We start from the raw sequence: 16222 nt of genomic DNA, 5'->3' as shown, positions 1-16222 counted from the left end.
GCCGTAGGAACGGCTCCAGTGTGCGGGAGAACGTGCGTTCGCTCCGGACCGGCCGGGGCGCGCCGCGTCCGGCTCCGGACACGGAACCGTGCCGGAGCCGCCGGACAGAAGTGGCGGCTCCGGCAGCCGGTGCCGTCAGTCCGTCGGCTCGACGCCCGCGCGCAGCAGGCCGTAGGTGTACGCGTCCTCCAGTGCCTGCCAGGACGCCGCGATGACGTTCTCGGCCACGCCGACCGTCGCCCAGTCCCCCGTCCCGTCGCCCGTGGTGATCAGTACGCGGGTGGTGGAGTCGGTGCCGGTGCGGCCTTCCAGGATGCGGACCTTGTAGTCGATCAGCTCCAGCTTGGCGAGCTGTGGGTAGATCCGCTCCAGGCCGACGCGCAGGGCCCGGTCCAGGGCGTTGACCGGGCCGTTCCCCTCGGCGGTGGCGACGATCCGCTCGCCCTTGGCCCAGAGCTTCACGGTCGCCTCGTTGGCGTGCGTGCCGTCGGGGCGGTCCTCGACGATCGCCCGCCAGGACTCGACGCGGAAGTAGCGGCGGGGCCTGCCGTCGACCTCGGCACGCAGCAGCAACTCGAAGGAGGCGTCGGCCGCCTCGTAGGTGTAGCCCTTGAGCTCGCGCTCCTTGACCCGCTCGACGACGCGTCCGACGAGGGCGCGGTCCTCGCCCAGGTCGATGCCGAGCTCCTTGCCCTTGAGCTCGATGGAGGCCCGGCCGGCCATGTCGGAGACGAGCATCCGCATGGTGTTGCCGACGCGCTCCGGGTCGATGTGCTGGTAGAGGTCCGGGTCGACCTTGATCGCGGAGGCGTGCAGACCGGCCTTGTGCGCGAACGCGGAGACACCCACGTACGGCTGGTGGGTCGAGGGCGTGAGGTTGACGACCTCGGCGATGGCGTGCGAGATCCGGGTCATGTCGGCGAGCGCGCCCTCGGGCAGGACGGTCTTGCCGTACTTGAGTTCCAGCGCGGCGACGACGGGGAAGAGGTTGGCGTTGCCGACCCGCTCGCCGTAGCCGTTGGCGGTGCACTGCACATGGGTGGCACCGGCGTCGACGGCGGCCAGGGTGTTGGCGACGGCGCAGCCCGTGTCGTCCTGGGCGTGGATGCCGAGCCGGGCGCCGGTGTCGGCGAGGACGGTGGAGACGACGGCCTGGACCTGGGCCGGGAGCATCCCGCCGTTGGTGTCGCAGAGGATGACCACCTCGGCACCGGCCTCGTGGGCGGTGCGTACGACCGACTTGGCGTACTCGGCGTCGGCCCGGTAGCCGTCGAAGAAGTGCTCGCAGTCGACGAAGACCCGGCGTCCCTGCTCCCGGAGGTGGGAGACGGTGTCGCGGACCATCTCCAGGTTCTCCTCGAGCGTGGTGCGCAGGGCCAGTTCCACATGACGGTCGTGGGACTTGGCGACCAGCGTGATCACCGGGGCGCCCGAGTCCAGGAGCGCCCGGACCTGCGGGTCCTCGGCGGCCTTGCCGCCGGCCCTGCGGGTCGCGCCGAAGGCGACGAGCTGGGCGTGCTCGAAGACGATCTCCTGCTGGGCGCGGGCGAAGAACTCGGTGTCACGCGGGTTGGCGCCGGGCCAGCCGCCCTCGATGAAGCCCACGCCGAAGTCGTCCAGATGCCGCGCGATGGTCAGTTTGTCCGCGACCGTCAGGTTGATGCCTTCACGCTGCGCACCGTCGCGCAGGGTGGTGTCGAAGACATGGAACGTGTCGTCGGGGGCTGTGGCCTTGGTGGTCATGCTGTGGTGACTCCTGTCGGGTGAGCGGATCCGGACGAATCGGCTCCACTTGCCCCCATCATCTCGCGTGCCTCGCTCCGGCCGTGGTGGGGGCCGGAAAACGAAAAAACCCCTCGCGGGTGCGAGAGGTCTGCGCGCGGGTCTGGGGCACGATGTCCGTTCCGTACGTGGTGGTACGGGACGGTCACTGCGGACCGGCGCGCCTGCTGCCGATAATCATGGCGAACGAGGACACGCACGCAGTCTGGCACAGTGCCCCTCCGGCGTCCCGGCCCGTCTCAGGATGCGGGCGTGACGTCCGTCGCACCGGAGGCGGCGGGTGGCGTGAGCGTCTCGTCCGCGTACCGGCGCATCTGGTCCAGGACCTGCGCCCGTCCGGTGCCGGGGATTCCGACGGTGACGTGCACGCTGAACCCGTCCATCAGGGCCCGCAGGCGGGTCGCGGCCCGGTCGGTGTCGACGTCGGCGAACTCGCCGCTGCCGATGCCGTCGGCCAGCAGCTCCGTCAGGTCGCGGTGCCAGGCTCCCTCGATGGCGGCCTGCCGGGCCCGGTCGGCCTCGTCGGCGTCCTGCGAGCGGTTCCAGACCTCCAGCCAGAGCGTCCAGTGCGGGTCGCGGTGGCCGTCGGGGACGTACAGCGCGATGTAGGCGTCGAGCCGCTCCCGGGCGGTTCCGGGCCCGGAGAGCAGGGCGGTGCGTTCGGCGCCCAGCCGCGCCTCGCTCCACTCCAGGGTCTGCAGCAGCAGTTCGTCCTTGGTGCGGAAGTAGTAGAGGAGGTGCCCGCTGCTCATCCCCACCTCACGGCCCAGCCCGGCCATGGTGAGCCCGTCGAGCCCGCGTTCGGCGACGGTGGCCATGACGGCGGCGAGCACGTCCTCCCTGGGCGGGGCGATGTTGCGACGGCGGGTTCGGGTCACGGTCTCAGGTCCTGGGCTGTTGCTGCGTGATGCAGTGGATGCCTCCACCACCGGCAAAGATCGTACGGGCGTCGACGAGTGTCACCGTACGGTCCGGGAAGAGGTCGCCGAAGACGGCCGCCGCCTCCTCGTCCCTCGGATCGTCGAAGGCGCAGAGGACCACCCCGCCGTTGCAGAGGTAGTGGTTGATGTAGGAGTGGTCGGCCCACGCGCCGTCGGCGTCCCGGAGCGCGGCGGGCGCCGGTATCCCGACCACCTCGAGCGCGCGGCCCCGGGCGTCGGTGGCGGCCCGCAGGATCCGGACCGTCTCACGGGTGATCGCGTGGTCCGGGTGGGAGGGGTCGGGCTGGACATGGGCGACGACCACACCGGGGCGGGCGAACGCGGCGACGATGTCGACATGCCCGAGGGTGCCGTACGTGCCGTAGTCGCCGGTGAGGCCACGCGGCAGCCAGATCGCCTTCTCCGTGCCGAGGCGGGCGTGGATCTCGTCCTCGACGGCCTGCCGGCTCCAGCCGGGGTTGCGCTCCCCGCCCAGCTGGACCGTCTCGGTGAGCAGGACGGTGCCCTCGCCGTCGACGTGGATCGCACCGCCCTCGTTGACCAGCGGCGAGCTGTGCACAGGGACTCCGGCCAGCTCGGCGACGCCCCGCGCGATGTGCCGGTCGTGCTCCCAGCGGGCCCAGCCCTGACCACCCCAGCCGTTGAACGTCCAGTCCACCGCCGCCAGTCGCCCACTCGCGTCGTCGACGACGAAGGTCGGCCCGATGTCCCGCATCCACGCGTCGTCGAGAGGACGTACGGCCGTGTCGACGTCCGGGCCGAGGAGTGCGCGGGCGCCGTCCTCCTGCCCGGGGCCCACGATCACGGTGACCGGCTCGAAGCGGCGTACGGCACGCGCGACGGAGGCCCACGCGGCGCGGGCCTCGTCGAGCTCGGCGGGGGTGGCGAAGGTGGGGTTGGGGCCGGGCCAGGCCATCCAGGTGCGCTCGTGCGGGGCCCATTCGGGCGGCATGCGGAAGGTCATTGCGGTCCCTAGAGGAAGTAGAGGCGGTTCAGGGAGACGGATTCGGCGGCCGGTGAGCGCAGCGGGTCGCCGTCGAGGGTGACGAGACCCGTCTCCCCGTCGACGCCGACCTGTCCGGTACGGGAGTTGAGGCGCAGGTCGGCGGGACCGATGCCGCGCGTGTTCCGGACGCCCACGCGGCGGCGGCGGGTGGGCATCAGGTCCGAACCGAGCTGGGTGGCGGCCTGGGAGACGAAGGCGACGGAGAGGTCGGCGGGAGTCGCCCCGTACGCGCCGAACTGAGGTCCGAGGACGAGGGGTTCGCAGGTGTCCGTGGCGGCGTTCGGGTCACCGGTGACCCCGTAGGCGGGGAAGCCGGCCTTCAGGACCAGCTGGGGCTTCGCGCCGAAGAACTCGGGGCGCCAGAGGACGATGTCGGCGAGCTTCCCGGTCTCGATGGAGCCGACCTCGTGGGAGATGCCGTGGGCGATGGAGGGGTTGATGGTGAGCTTGGCCATGTAGCGCAGCACCCGGGCGTTGTCGTCGCCCGGGCCGTCGCCCTCCATCGGGCCGAGCTCGGCCTTCATCTTCGCGGCCATGGCGAAGGTGCGGCGTACGGTCTCCCCGGCCCGGCCCATGCCCTGCGCGTCGGACGAGGTGATGCCGATGGCGCCCAGGTCGTGGAGCACGTCCTCGGCGCCCATGGTCCCGGCCCTGATCCGGTCACGGGCCATGGCGGCGTCGCCGGGGAGGTCGGTCTTGAGGTCGTGGACGGAGACGATCATGCCGTAGTGCTCGGCGACGGCGTCCCGGCCGAAGGGGAGGGTCGGGTTGGTGGACGAGCCGATGACGTTCGCGACACCCGCCATCTTCAGGACGTTCGGCACGTGCCCGCCGCCGCAGCCCTCGATGTGGAAGGCGTGGATCGTGCGGCCCTCGAGCACGCTCAGGGTGTCCTCGACGGACAGGCACTCGTTCAGCCCGTCGCTGTGGAGGGCCACCTGGACGTCGTACTCCTCGGCGACCCGCAGGGCGGTGTCCAGGGCACGGGTGTGGGCGCCCATGTCCTCGTGGACCTTGAAGCCGCAGGCGCCGCCCTCGGCGAGGGCCTCCACCAGCGGGGCCTCGTGGGAGGACGAACCGCGGCCCAGGAAACCGATGTTGACGGGCCAGGCGTCGAAGGCGCCGAAGGCGTGGCGGAGCGCCCAGGGGGAGTTGACCCCGACGCCCCAGACCGGGCCGAACTCCTGGCCGATGACCGTGGTGACACCGGAGGCCAGGGACGCTTCCATGATGCGCGGGGAGAGCAGATGGACGTGGGGGTCCACCGCCCCGGCCGTCGCGATCATCCCCTCGCCGGAGACGATGGTCGTACCCGTGCCGACGACCACGTCGACCCCGTCGAGGGTGTCGGGGTTGCCTGCCCTGCCGATCGCGGCGATGCGGCCCTCGCGGATACCGACCGAGACCTTCCGGATGCCCAGCACGGCATCGATGACCAGCACGTTGCTGATGACGACGTCGCAGGTGTCCCGGACGGCGGCGGCCTTGAGGTGCAGGCCGTCCCGGGCCGTCTTGCCGAATCCGGCGAGGAACTCGTCCCCCGGCTTCTGGGCGTCGGACTCCACCCGGACGGTCAGCCCGGAGTCGCCGAGCCTGACCCGGTCACCGGCGCGTGGCCCGTGCACCGAGGCGTACTCGTAGGGGTCCATCAGTTCTCCTCCTCCGCTCCGAGGTAGCCGCAGGCCGCAGCCCTGCGCAGTGCCTCCTCCTTGGCACCCGGCGCGTCCAGGGGCCCGTCCACGAGGCCGGCGAAGCCGATCGCCACCCGGCCTCCCCCGATGGGGACGAGTGGCGCCTCTGCGGTCTCCCCCGGTCCGAAGCGGACGGAGGACCCGGCCGGCACGCCCAGCCGCATCCCGTACGCCGCCGCGCGGTCGAAGTGGAGCCGGGGGTTGGCCTCGAAGAAGTGGAAGTGGGACGTGACGCTGACCGGGACGGTCGCGGTGTTCCGCACGGTGAGGCGCACGGCCGGTTCCGGCTCGGGCGTCGCGGGCCCGGGGAGCAGGGCTCCGGGGGCCTCGTCGCCGAGCGTGGAGCCGGCGAGGGGGCCGCTCACGACGGCGAGCCGGGAACCGTCGTCGAACACGGCCTCCACATGGACCTCGGTGACCACGTCGGCCACGCCGGGCAGCACGTCGTCCGGCCCCAGGACGGCCCGGGCGGCCTCGATCGCCTCGGCCAGCCTGCGTCCGTCCCTGGCCGCCTCGCAGACGGTGTCCGCGATCAGGGCCGTCGCCTCGGGGACGTTGAGCCGCAGGCCCCGGGCGCGCCGCGCCCTGGCCAGCTCGGCGGCTCCGAAGAGCAGCAGCCGGTCACGTTCGGTGGGGGTCAGTCGCACGTACACGCACCTCCTGGTTCGAGCAGCACTCTAACCACGTTTAGAGCGACGCTCAAACAGGGGGGTGACGTGGAACGGGCACCGGAACGCCGAAGGCCGCGCCCCCCGGTGAGGGGGCGCGGCCTTCGTGGGTGACGGGTGGTGACTAGCCGAGCTCGTGCATCCAGCCGTGGGTGTCCTCGGCGATGCCGCGCTGGATGTCGAGCAGGCGCTCGCGCAGCTTCACGGTGACCTCACCGGGGGTGCCGTCGCCCTGGGTCCACTCGCCGTCGGCGGACTTCACGGTGCCGACGGGCGTGATCACGGCGGCCGTGCCGCAGGCGAAGACCTCGGTGAGGGTGCCGTTCTCGGTGTCGGCGCGCCACTGGTCGATGGAGACGCGGCCCTCCTCGGAGGCGTAGCCGAGGTCACGGGCGACGGTGAGGAGGGAGTCACGGGTGACGCCGGCGAGCAGCGACCCGGTGAGCGAGGGGGTGACGATCCGCTTGCTCCCGTCCTCCTGGCCGTACACGAAGTAGAGGTTCATGCCGCCCAGCTCCTCGACCCACCTGTGCTCGACGGCGTCGAGGTAGGCGACCTGGTCGCAGCCGTGCGCGGCGGCCTCGGCCTGGGCGAGGAGGGAGGCCGCGTAGTTGCCTCCGGTCTTGGCGTCACCCACGCCGCCGGGAACGGCGCGGACCCGGTCCTGGGAGAGCCAGATGGAGACCGGCTTCACGCCGCCGGGGAAGTAGGCGCCGGCGGGGGAGGCGATGACGATGAAGAGGTACTCGTTGGCCGGCCGGACACCGAGACCGACCTCGGCGGCGATCATGAACGGGCGCAGGTAGAGGGACTCCTCGCCGCCGTGCGGCGGGACCCATGCCTGGTCCTGCTGGACCAGGACGTCGCAGGCCTCGATGAAGGTCTCGACCGGCAGCTCGGGCATGGCGAGACGGGCGGCGGACCGCTGGAAGCGGGCGGCGTTGGCCTCCGGGCGGAAGGTGGCGACCGTGCCGTCGGGCTGCCGGTAGGCCTTGAGGCCCTCGAAGATCTCCTGCGCGTAGTGCAGGGTCATGTTGGCCGGGTCGAGCGACAGCGGCCCGTAGGGCACGAGCTGGGCGTCGTGCCAGCCGCGGCCCTCGGTCCAGCGGATCGTCACCATGTGGTCGGTGAAGTAGCGGCCGAATCCGGGGTTGGCCATGGCCGCCTGGCGCTCCGCGTCGGACAGCGGGTTCGAGGAGGGCTTGAGCTCGATCGTGGGCGTCGTCATGAGTGCGTGTCCTTCACCGGTCTTGTGTGTGATGGACCGCGCTCACGCCCGCCCCCGCCCGGCGGCTGCCGGGGCAGGTTGTAGGACGTCCGAGCTCTACCGCGAGCCGCGGTCCCGTTCGATTATCTCCCGGGGGCGGCTCTGCACGAAATGACGTGATTGCGGTGACGTTCGAGGGCGACGCGAAAACGCGGTCCAGGGGTCGATGGTGGCACCCGGAGACCGCGAGGTGAAGCCGCCGGGTGCGGTCGCGACCCGGCGGCTTCGAAGTGGAGACGTCGGGTCAGCTCGCTACGCGTACCGCGAGCGCGTCGCCGATCTCGTCGGTGGTGCGCGCCTGCTTGCCGTCACGCTCCGCGAGATCGGCGGAGACGGCCTCCTCGATGCGCACGGCCTCGGCCTCGTAGCCGAGGTGGCGCAGCAGGAGGGCGACGGAGAGGATCGTGGCCGTCGGGTCGGCCTTGCCCTGGCCCGCGATGTCGGGCGCGGTGCCGTGCACCGGCTCGAACATGGACGGGAAGGCGCCCGTCGGGTTGATGTTGCCGGACGCCGCCAGGCCGATGCCGCCGGTCACGGCCGCGGCCAGGTCGGTGAGGATGTCACCGAAGAGGTTGTCGGTGACGATGACGTCGAAGCGCTCCGGCTGGGTGACGAAGAAGATCGTCGCGGCGTCGACGTGCAGGTAGTCGGTGGTGACCTCGGGGTACTCGGCCGCGACCTTGTCGAAGGTGTTCTTCCACAGGTGGCCGGCGTACACGAGGACGTTGTTCTTGTGGACCAGCGTCAGCTTCTTGCGCGGGCGGGCGGCGGCACGCGCGAAGGCGTCACGCACGACACGCTCGACACCGTAGGCGGTGTTGACGCTGACCTCGGTGGCGACCTCGTGCTCCGTGCCGGTGCGCAGGGAGCCGCCGTTGCCCGTGTACGGACCCTCGGTGCCCTCGCGGACGACGACGAAGTCGATCTCGGGGCGGCCGGCCAGCGGGGTCGCGGTGTTCGGGAAGAGCTTCGACGGCCGCAGGTTGATGAAGTGGTCGAAGGCGAAGCGGAGCTTCAGCAGCAGACCGCGCTCCAGCACTCCGGACGGCACCGACGGGTCGCCGATGGCGCCGAGCAGGATGGCGTCATGGCCCTTGAGGGCTTCCAGCTCCGCGTCCGGGAGGGTCTCACCGGTGCGGTGCCAGCGCTGGGCGCCGAGGTCGTACTCCTTGGTCTCCAGCTTCACATCCTGCGGGAGAACAGCGTTGAGAACCTTGAGGCCCTGGGTGACGACCTCCTGGCCGATACCGTCGCCGGGGATCACTGCGAGATCGATGCTGCGAGACATAGAGGCACCCTAGCCTTCCGTCCCACCCCATGACATTCAATGTCCACGATACGGACACGGTGTCCGCCCGGACGCGGCCGCCAGGGGGTGGGGCCTCCCCTCAGTGACCCGTGGAGCCGCCGTTGTCACGGCGGTCGAGGGCGCGCTGCAGGGCGGCGGAGGCGTTCTTGCGCTCCGACTCGGCGGGGCGGGGGGTGCGGCGGACGCGGCGGACACTGGTCTCGGCCATGAGGGATCGGCTCCTTGAGATCGCGTGGATTTCGGGATCGGGACTTCGCGCGGACGGATGTCGGGATCGGGATTTCGAAGCGCCTGAAGGGGCGGGGGGCGAATGCCGCAGGGGTTACCTGCTCCGGGCACGCCCACACACGCCGGTCGCTGGATCAGCGATTCGTTCGGCTCCTACAAAGTTAGGACAGCGTGGCCCGTCTGTCTCTACAGATACTCGGACTTCCTACTATCTGAGACGGCCGGACGCCCGGCTCCCGCCGGCCGGGACGGCGGGAGCCTCAGAGCGCCACGGTGAGCTGCGCCTCGATGTGCGCGCGCAGGACACCTGCCATGTCCGTCGCGCAGTCGCTGAGCAGCCACTGCACCTGGAGCCCGTCCATCAGCGCGATGAGCTGGGGTCCCGCGTCGTCGGGCTCGACCCCGGACCGCAGTGAGCCCTCCTGGCGCACCTGCGCGTAGGCCAGCCGGGCGCCCGCGACCGAGTTCTCGTAGCGGCGCACGAAGTACCCGTGGGCGGGGTGGTCGGCGGCCGTCGCCTCGGCGGAGACCACCGAGAACAGCTCGACGATCCCCCGCCGGGCGGCGTTCAGCTCGGCCAGCTCGGCGAACCGGCGCAGCCGCCGCACGCCCGTGGTGCCGCCGAGCGAGAGCCACTCGTCGTCCACGTCGTCACGGTGCTCCAGCACGGCGAGCAGCAGCGCCTCCTTGGTCGGGAAGTGGTGCAACAGGCCGGTGTGCGAGATGCCGCACCGCGTCGCGATCACCCGGAGCGACGCGCCACGGTAGCCCGCCTCGCCGAACAGGGACATGGCCTGCTCGAGGATCTCGCGCCGCTTCGCACGGCCCTTCGCGTAGCCGCGGGTCGCTTCGGCCGTCACTCGCCACTCTCCCGGTCCGCCGGCGTCGGTCCGTCCGGCTCTTCGGTACGTCGGATTCCCATGCGTGCGACCTCCGGCGGATTCCGCCCCCGGGGATCCTGAACCCGGAGATACTTACCAGGTGGTCGGTATTGACTCTATGGTGAACGCGAACCGTGTCGCGAAAGGACCCCCCGTGTCCCCCTCCCTGCCCTATCTCGACCCCTCTCTCCCCGTGGCGGAGCGGGTCGCCGACCTCCTGGGGCGCATGACGCTGCCCGAGAAGGTCGGCCAGATGCTCCAGCTGAACGCCAAGGAAGGCGTGCGGCACTTCGTCGAGGACCTGCACGTGGGGTCGATCCTGCACACCTCGCCGGAGCGGGTCCTGGAGGCCGCCGAACTGACCGACCGGTCCCGGCTGCGCATCCCGCTGCTGGTCGCGGAGGACTGCATCCACGGGCACTCCTTCTGGGAGGGCGCCACGATCTACCCCACCCAGCTCGGCATGGCCGCGAGCTGGGACCCGGAGCTCCTGGAGCGCGTCGCGAGGGCCACGGCCGTCGAGGTCGCGGCGACGGGCGTCCACTGGACGTTCTCGCCGGTGCTCTGCATCACCCGGGACCTGCGCTGGGGCCGGGTCAGTGAGACCTTCGGCGAGGACCCCTACCTGATCGGGGAGCTGGCGTCGGCGATGGTGCGCGGGTACCAGGGCGACGGCTTGGCCGACCCGACCGCGATCCTGGCCTCGGCCAAGCACTTCGCGGGGTACTCCGAGACACAGGGCGGCCGGGACGCCAGCGAGGCGGACATCTCGCGGCGCAAGCTGCGGTCCTGGTTCCTGCCGCCGTTCGAGCGGGTCGCCAAGGAGGGGTGCCGGACGTTCATGCTCGGCTACCAGTCCATGGACGGCGTGCCGATCACGGTCAACGACTGGCTGCTCAACGACGTGCTGCGCGAGGAGTGGGGCTACACCGGGACCCTGGTGACCGACTGGGACAACGTCGGCCGCATGGTGTGGGAGCAGAAGGTGTACGCCGACTACGCGCAGGCCGCCGCCGCGGCGGTCCGCGCGGGCAACGACATGGTGATGGCGACCGAGGGGTTCTTCGAGGGCGCCCTGGAAGCGGTCGGGAACGGCACGCTGGGCGAGGCCGAGATCGACGCGGCCGTGCGCCGCGTCCTGACGCTCAAGTTCGAGCTCGGCCTGTTCGAGGACCCGCGCCGCCCCGACACCGCCCGCCAGGCGGAGATCATCGGCGGCGCCGGGCACGCCGCACTGAACCTGGAGGCGGCCCGGCGCTCGCTGGTGCTGCTGACCAACGACGGCACCCTGCCGCTGGCCGGCGGTCTCACGGCCGGGGACGACGGGCGGGCGGCCGGGGGTCCCGGCCCCCGTACGGTCGCGGTGATCGGGCCGAACGCGGACGACGCGCAGACCCAGCTGGGTGACTGGGCAGGCTCGTCGGGCCAGGTCGACTGGCTCCCGGACGGCCAGCCGCGCGCCATGATCCGGACCGTTCTCGACGGCTTCCGCGAGCACGCGCCCGCCGACTGGACGGTCTCGTACGCCCGGGGCGCCAGGATCCTCGACGTGGGGGCGGACCCCGAGGGGCAGTTCTTCCCCGACGGCCAGCCCCGCCCGGACGTGGTCGTCCCCGCCGGACCGGACGCCGCGTTGATCGGTGAGGCGGTCGCCGCCGCCGAGGCCGCCGACTACGTCGTCGCCGTGGTCGGCGACCGCATCGAGCTGGTCGGCGAGGGACGGTCCACCGCGACCCTGGAGCTCGTCGGCGACCAGGTGGCACTGCTCGACGCCCTCGCAGCGACGGGCAAGCCGCTCGTCGTCGTGGTCATCAGCTCCAAGCCGCTGGTCCTCCCTCCGTCCGCCCTCGGCGCGGCCGCGGTCCTGTACGCCTTCAACCCGGGCATGCAGGGCGGCCGGGCGGTGGCCGAGGTCCTGCTCGGCCTCGTAGAGCCGTCGGGGCGGCTGCCCGTCTCCTTCGCCCGTCACGCGGGTCAGCAGCCGACGTACTACAACCAGATCCGGGGCCAGCACGGCTCCCGGTACGCCGACCTGACCCAGCGTCCGGCGTTCGTCTTCGGCGAGGGCCTGAGCTACACGACCGTCGCGTACTCGGACCTGGAGATGCTCACGGCGAGTGTCGGCGAGAGCGACACGCTGCGGGCGCGCGTCACCGTCCACAACACCGGGGAGCGGCCGGCCGTGGAGACGGTGCAGGTGTACATCAGCGACACCGTGACGTCCGTGACCTGGGCGGAGAAGGAGCTCAAGGCATACCGGCAGGTGACCCTCGCCCCGGGCGAGTCCCGCGAGGTGGTGCTCGAACTGCCGGTCTCCGAGTGCACCCTCGTGGACGCGGCGGGCCGGAGGGTCGTCGAGCCCGGCGCCTTCGAACTGCTCGTCGGCCCGTCCTCCGCCGACGAGAGGCTCCTGCGGGCCGGTTTCACAGTGAAGGGCTGAGGCCACCCGGGAGGCAGCCGGAACTCGCGGCGGCTGCCCGCCACAGGTTCCGTGTGGCGGGCAGCGGTCGGGTCACTTACGAGGGCGACAGCGTGGTGCGGGTGCCGCGGCGCCACACCTCACGCAGGTTGAGGGTGTCGCTGATCGTGGTGGTGGGGTCGCCGTCCACGAGCAGCAGATCGGCCCGCAGTCCCTCGACGACGCGGCCACGGTCCTCCAGACCGAAGCGCCGGGCCGGGGTGAGGGTCGCCGCGCGCAGGGCCTGCACCGGGGTGAGGCCGGCCCGGACGAGGTACTGGAGCTCCTGGTGGACGCTGGCGCCGTGGACCATACCGCCCAGGAACGGCAGCGGCATGGGGGCCGCGTCGGTGCCCGCCATCAGGTCGACACCGGCGTCGTGCAGGGCCTTGACCGAGGCCAGGACGTCCTCCAGCTCTCCTTGCGGATAGCGGTTGTAGCTGCTGTTCAGGGTTGCGGTCCACGCCTCGTCCAGACGTGGACCGACGCGCGGGTCCTCGGCGAGGAGTGAGCCGGTGATGCCCGTCATCGAGGCGTTCAGGACGACGCAGGGGATGACGAACGCGCCGGAAGCGGCGATGAGTTCGATGATCTCGTCGGTGTGCGGGCGGTCCATGAACAGGTGGGCGAAGCCGTCGATGCCGGCCTCGACCGCCATCCGTGTCGCGTCGACGGTCAGCGTGTGGGCGATGGTGAGCATCCCGTGCCGGCGGGCCTCGGCGACACCGGCGGTCAGGGTCGCCTGGTCGAGCATGGGCAGACCGGGGTGGCCCTCGACCGTACCGTCGTCGACCATGAACTTGATGTAGTCGGAACCCGCCTCGACGAGCCGGGGGATGAAGGCGACCGCTTCTTCCGGCGTGGTGGAGAGCGGCATCAGGGGCATCTCACGCGGAGCGGGCCGATCGCCACGGTCGTCCTGTCCGCCGTGGCCTCCCGGCTTGAAGCCCTCCGGCATGAGTTCGCTGGGGTGGCCCCCGGGAGGAGTGATGCCGAACCCCGCGGAGCGGACATCGGCGAGGGAGTCGTTCTCCGTGATGTGCGCGCGGCTGCTCCGGGTGTTCATACCCTGCATCTCCAGTTCGGTGGTGATCCCGAACCGCAGTGCCAGCGCGAGTGCCTCGTCGGAGGTGTGCACATGGGCGTCGAACAGGCCCGGCAGCAGCGTGCCGCCCCTGGCGTCGACGATGTCCGCCCCGACGGGCGGCTCGCCTCCGACCGCTGCGATCCGCGTGCCGTTCAGCACCACGGTGGTGTCCTCCAGCACGTGCTCACCGTCGAACACCCGGCCGTTGATGATGGCTGTGATCATGACTCTCTCCTCCAGGCAGGCACGTTGCTCCGCTGGCGCCGAGCTCTTCCCACCGCGCCGACCACGTTAATGCAAGTTGCAATTCCATGCACTTTTGCATGCATCTGCTGCCTGCAGATACATGCGATACGCTGGAGGGGTGACCGACAAGGACGCCACCACACCGCAGGGCCAGGCCCTCCTGGATGCCGTCGGCACGGCCTTCGCCCGGCTGCGGCGGCGCACCATGCAGGCCCCGGTCGACCCCCCGACGGGGCCCAAGGACCTCAAGCGCAATCTGGTCCTCAACATCGTCGACGAGGCGGCCGAGGCGGACACGGAGATGACGGTCGGCGGGCTTGCCGACCACCTCCTGGTGGACCCGTCGGTGGCCAGCCGCATGGTGAGCGACTGCATCTCCCACGGCTACCTGGTCCGCGTGGCCTCACAGCAGGACGGCCGCCGCACCGTGCTCCACCTCACCGAGGAGGGCACTGCCCTTCTCCACCGCTTCCGCCACCAGCAGCGGCAGGCTTTCGAATTCATCACGCGTGACTGGCCCGAGACGGAGCGGCTCGAGTTCGCCCGCCTCCTCCTCAAGTACACGGACTCCACCGCCCGACTGCCCGCACCGGGCACCGCCGGCGGACCACCGCCGCCTCCGGTCACATAGGGACGCCGTGAGACCGGGCCCCGCTGCGCCCGCGCCGGCAGGCCGCTGCCCAGCCGCCCGGCTCCGTCATGGGCGGCGCGCCGTACACCGTCACGCACCGGTCCTGTCCACCGGACCGGGCGCCCCCGGATCCCGCAGCCCGATCGCTCGCGGGAGCCGCAGCCGCTCGTAGGACTCTCTGCCGGGCTCCGCCGTGCGGACGGCCAAGTGCTGCCCGCGGTCCGCGTTGAGCAGCACCTCGCAGCGGAGCTCCTGCATTCCGACGACCGGGTGCGGGAATCGGGGGCTCTCCGAGCGGCCGGAATGGAAACCGCCTCCCGGCCGGCGGGGGGAGCCGGTCGGGAGGCGGAGTAGGTGCGGGGCGCCCCTGGAGGCGCCCCGGGGGCGGTCAGCCCTGGTGGGGGTAGGTGTAGTCGGTCGGCGGGACCAGCGTCTCCTTGATGGCGCGGGTCAGCGTCCAGCGCTGCAGGTTCTGCGGGGCGCCCGCCTTGTCGTTGGTGCCGGAGCCGCGGCCGCCGCCGAAGGGCTGCTGGCCGACGACCGCACCGGTCGACTTGTCGTTGATGTAGAAGTTGCCCGCGGCGTAGCGGAGCTTGTCCATCGTGTACGCGGCGGCCGCGCGGTCGTTGGAGATGACCGCGCCGGTCAGGGCGTAGTCGGACACCGACTCCATCTGCTCCAGCATGGCGTCGTACTTCTCGTCCTCGTAGACGTGGACAGCGAGGATCGGGCCGAAGTACTCGGTGGTGAACACCTCGTTGGCCGGGTCGTCGCACACGATGACGGTCGGGCGGACGAAGTAGCCGACGGAGTCGTCGTACGTGCCACCGGCGACGATCGTGCAGGTCGGGTCGGCGGCGGCGCGGTCGATGGCGGCCTTGTTCTTCGCGAAGGAACGCGCGTCGATGACGGCGCCCATGAAGTGCGACAGGTCGGTGACGTCACCCATGGTGATGCCGTCGACCTCGGTCGCGAACTCCTCCTTGAAACCGGAGTTCCAGATGGAGGCCGGGACGTACGCACGGGAGGACGCGGAGCACTTCTGGCCCTGGTACTCGAAGGAACCGCGGGTCAGCGCGGTCTTCAGCACGGCGCGGTCGGCGCTGGGGTGCGCGACGACGAAGTCCTTGCCACCGGTCTCGCCGACGAGCCGCGGGTAGGTGCGGTAGTTGGCGATGTTGTTGCCGACCGTCTTCCACAGGTGCTGGAAGGTGGGGGTCGAACCGGTGAAGTGGACACCGGCCAGGTCGCGGTGGTTCAGCGCGACCTCGGAGACGGCGATGCCGTCGCCGGTGACCAGGTTGATGACGCCCTTGGGCAGCCCGGCCTCCTCCAGCAGCTGCATCAGCAGCACGGCGGCGTGGGTCTGCGTCGGGGACGGCTTCCACACCACGACGTTGCCCATGAGGGCGGGCGCGGTGGGCAGGTTGGCCGCGATGGCCGAGAAGTTGAACGGGGTGATCGCGTAGACGAAGCCCTCGAGCGGGCGGTGGTCCATGCGGTTCCACACGCCGGGGGAGTTCGCCGGGGGCTGCTCGGCGAGGATCTGGCGTGCGTAGTGCACGTTGAAGCGCCAGAAGTCGACGAGCTCGCAGGGGCAGTCGATCTCGGCCTGCTGGGCGGTCTTGCCCTGGCCCAGCATCGTGGAGGCGGCCAGCGTCTCGCGCCAGGGGCCGGAGAGCAGCTCGGCGGCGCGCAGGATGATGGCCGCGCGGTCGTCGAAGGACATGGCACGCCAGGCCGGAGCGGCGGCGAGGGCCGCGTCGACGGCGTCCTGGGCGTCCTGCTCGGTGGCACCGGCGAAGGTGCCGATGACGGCCTTGTGGTTGTGCGGCTGCACGACGTCGACACGCTCGCCGCCACCCATGCGCTTCTCGCCGCCGATGGTCATCGGCAGGTCGATCGGGTTCTCGCCGAGCTCCTTGAGCTTCGCCTCCAGGCGGGCTCGCTCGGGGCTGCCGGGGGCGTAGGAGTGGACCGGCTCGTTGACCGGCGCGGGGACCTGGGTCACAGCGTCCATGGGTGCC

Annotated in this window: 14 protein-coding genes and 1 pseudogene; 2 read left to right on the top strand and 13 right to left on the bottom strand. The window is 71.4% G+C overall.

All coding sequences use genetic code 11. The features are described from left to right. Positions 1 to 135 precede the first annotated feature (135 nt). The 9 genes from cimA to ACIRJR_RS25925 all read right to left on the bottom strand — a co-directional run bounded on the left by cimA (position 136) and on the right by ACIRJR_RS25925 (position 9752). The gene (cimA, locus tag ACIRJR_RS25965; RefSeq protein WP_403784807.1) at positions 136 to 1743 is read right to left on the bottom strand and encodes a citramalate synthase; all 1608 of its coding nucleotides are present in this window, start codon (positions 1741 to 1743) and stop codon (positions 136 to 138) included. A gap of 278 nt (positions 1744 to 2021) precedes the next feature. After that, a complete protein-coding gene (locus tag ACIRJR_RS25960) occupies positions 2022 to 2660 on the bottom strand; it encodes a TetR family transcriptional regulator C-terminal domain-containing protein (protein WP_403784805.1) in 639 nt (212 codons plus the stop codon). Positions 2661 to 2664: 4 nt separating this feature from the next. After that, positions 2665 to 3687 carry an agmatine/peptidylarginine deiminase gene (locus ACIRJR_RS25955; protein WP_403784803.1) on the bottom strand — a complete coding sequence of 341 codons (1023 nt, stop codon included), beginning with the start codon at positions 3685 to 3687 and terminating at the stop codon, positions 2665 to 2667. An 8-nt stretch (positions 3688 to 3695) separates the two neighbouring features. Next, a complete protein-coding gene (locus ACIRJR_RS25950; protein WP_403784801.1) occupies positions 3696 to 5378 on the bottom strand; it encodes an urease subunit alpha in 1683 nt (560 codons plus the stop codon). After that, positions 5378 to 6067 (bottom strand): urease subunit gamma/beta, encoded by a 690-nt coding sequence (ureA, locus tag ACIRJR_RS25945; protein ID WP_403784799.1) that lies wholly within the window; start codon positions 6065 to 6067, stop codon positions 5378 to 5380. Before ureA ends, ACIRJR_RS25950 begins: the two co-directional genes overlap by 1 nt. A gap of 145 nt (positions 6068 to 6212) precedes the next feature. After that, positions 6213 to 7316: a branched-chain amino acid aminotransferase gene (locus ACIRJR_RS25940; protein WP_403784797.1), complete on the bottom strand. Its 1104-nt coding sequence runs from the start codon at positions 7314 to 7316 to the stop codon at positions 6213 to 6215. A 283-nt stretch (positions 7317 to 7599) separates the two neighbouring features. Then, a complete protein-coding gene (locus ACIRJR_RS25935; RefSeq protein WP_277331796.1) occupies positions 7600 to 8643 on the bottom strand; it encodes a 3-isopropylmalate dehydrogenase in 1044 nt (347 codons plus the stop codon). Between the two features lie 100 nt (positions 8644 to 8743). Next, entirely contained in the window at positions 8744 to 8872 is a 129-nt protein-coding gene (locus ACIRJR_RS25930; protein ID WP_403784795.1) for a hypothetical protein, read from the bottom strand. A gap of 280 nt (positions 8873 to 9152) precedes the next feature. Beyond that, positions 9153 to 9752: a TetR/AcrR family transcriptional regulator gene (locus tag ACIRJR_RS25925; RefSeq protein WP_403784793.1), complete on the bottom strand. Its 600-nt coding sequence runs from the start codon at positions 9750 to 9752 to the stop codon at positions 9153 to 9155. A gap of 139 nt (positions 9753 to 9891) precedes the next feature. Between ACIRJR_RS25925 and ACIRJR_RS25920 the strand changes: the two genes are divergently transcribed. Beyond that, a complete protein-coding gene (locus ACIRJR_RS25920; RefSeq protein ID WP_403784791.1) occupies positions 9892 to 12213 on the top strand; it encodes a glycoside hydrolase family 3 N-terminal domain-containing protein in 2322 nt (773 codons plus the stop codon). Positions 12214 to 12289: 76 nt separating this feature from the next. Here the strand turns inward: ACIRJR_RS25920 and ACIRJR_RS25915 are convergent, their stop codons facing one another. Together ACIRJR_RS25915 and ACIRJR_RS25910 are read right to left on the bottom strand one after the other, a co-directional pair. Beyond that, a complete protein-coding gene (locus ACIRJR_RS25915) occupies positions 12290 to 13543 on the bottom strand; it encodes an amidohydrolase family protein (RefSeq protein WP_403784789.1) in 1254 nt (417 codons plus the stop codon). Further along, positions 13503 to 13889, bottom strand: a pseudogene (locus tag ACIRJR_RS25910) (hypothetical protein); the annotation flags it as partial. The pseudogene ACIRJR_RS25910 and the gene ACIRJR_RS25915, both read right to left, overlap by 41 nt. Between ACIRJR_RS25910 and ACIRJR_RS25905 the strand changes: the two are divergent. Further along, positions 13770 to 14195 (top strand): MarR family winged helix-turn-helix transcriptional regulator, encoded by a 426-nt coding sequence (locus ACIRJR_RS25905; RefSeq protein ID WP_403784787.1) that lies wholly within the window; start codon positions 13770 to 13772, stop codon positions 14193 to 14195. The pseudogene ACIRJR_RS25910 and the gene ACIRJR_RS25905 overlap by 120 nt on opposite strands. 90 nt (positions 14196 to 14285) lie before the next feature. Here the strand turns inward: ACIRJR_RS25905 and ACIRJR_RS25900 are convergent, their stop codons facing one another. Both ACIRJR_RS25900 and pruA read right to left on the bottom strand, forming a co-directional pair. Beyond that, positions 14286 to 14453, bottom strand: coding sequence for a hypothetical protein (locus tag ACIRJR_RS25900; RefSeq protein ID WP_403784785.1), 168 nt, complete (start codon positions 14451 to 14453; stop codon positions 14286 to 14288). A gap of 130 nt (positions 14454 to 14583) precedes the next feature. Continuing rightward, complete coding sequence (gene pruA, locus ACIRJR_RS25895) at positions 14584 to 16215, bottom strand: L-glutamate gamma-semialdehyde dehydrogenase (RefSeq protein ID WP_403784783.1); 1632 nt, start codon at positions 16213 to 16215, stop codon at positions 14584 to 14586. Positions 16216 to 16222: the final 7 nt, after the last annotated feature.

This window comes from Streptomyces sp. NPDC102402, from assembly GCF_044765765.1.
Classification (GTDB): Bacteria; Actinomycetota; Actinomycetes; order Streptomycetales; family Streptomycetaceae; genus Streptomyces.
This window is presented reverse-complemented; position numbering and strand designations above follow the sequence as displayed.

What these genes read in the sequence shown, in the direction of transcription:
- ACIRJR_RS25905 (WP_403784787.1), top strand. Translation starts at nt 13,770, where the DNA reads ATGCAGGCCCCGGTCGACCCCCCGACGGGGCCCAAGGACCTCAAGCGC.
- pruA (WP_403784783.1), bottom strand. Translation starts at nt 16,215, where the DNA reads ATGGACGCTGTGACCCAGGTCCCCGCGCCGGTCAACGAGCCGGTCCAC.
- ACIRJR_RS25900 (WP_403784785.1), bottom strand. Translation starts at nt 14,453, where the DNA reads ATGCAGGAGCTCCGCTGCGAGGTGCTGCTCAACGCGGACCGCGGGCAG.
- ACIRJR_RS25940 (WP_403784797.1), bottom strand. Translation starts at nt 7,316, where the DNA reads ATGACGACGCCCACGATCGAGCTCAAGCCCTCCTCGAACCCGCTGTCC.
- ACIRJR_RS25930 (WP_403784795.1), bottom strand. Translation starts at nt 8,872, where the DNA reads ATGGCCGAGACCAGTGTCCGCCGCGTCCGCCGCACCCCCCGCCCCGCC.
- ACIRJR_RS25935 (WP_277331796.1), bottom strand. Translation starts at nt 8,643, where the DNA reads ATGTCTCGCAGCATCGATCTCGCAGTGATCCCCGGCGACGGTATCGGC.
- ACIRJR_RS25955 (WP_403784803.1), bottom strand. Translation starts at nt 3,687, where the DNA reads ATGACCTTCCGCATGCCGCCCGAATGGGCCCCGCACGAGCGCACCTGG.
- cimA (WP_403784807.1), bottom strand. Translation starts at nt 1,743, where the DNA reads ATGACCACCAAGGCCACAGCCCCCGACGACACGTTCCATGTCTTCGAC.
- ACIRJR_RS25915 (WP_403784789.1), bottom strand. Translation starts at nt 13,543, where the DNA reads ATGATCACAGCCATCATCAACGGCCGGGTGTTCGACGGTGAGCACGTG.
- ACIRJR_RS25920 (WP_403784791.1), top strand. Translation starts at nt 9,892, where the DNA reads ATGGTGAACGCGAACCGTGTCGCGAAAGGACCCCCCGTGTCCCCCTCC.
- ACIRJR_RS25950 (WP_403784801.1), bottom strand. Translation starts at nt 5,378, where the DNA reads ATGGACCCCTACGAGTACGCCTCGGTGCACGGGCCACGCGCCGGTGAC.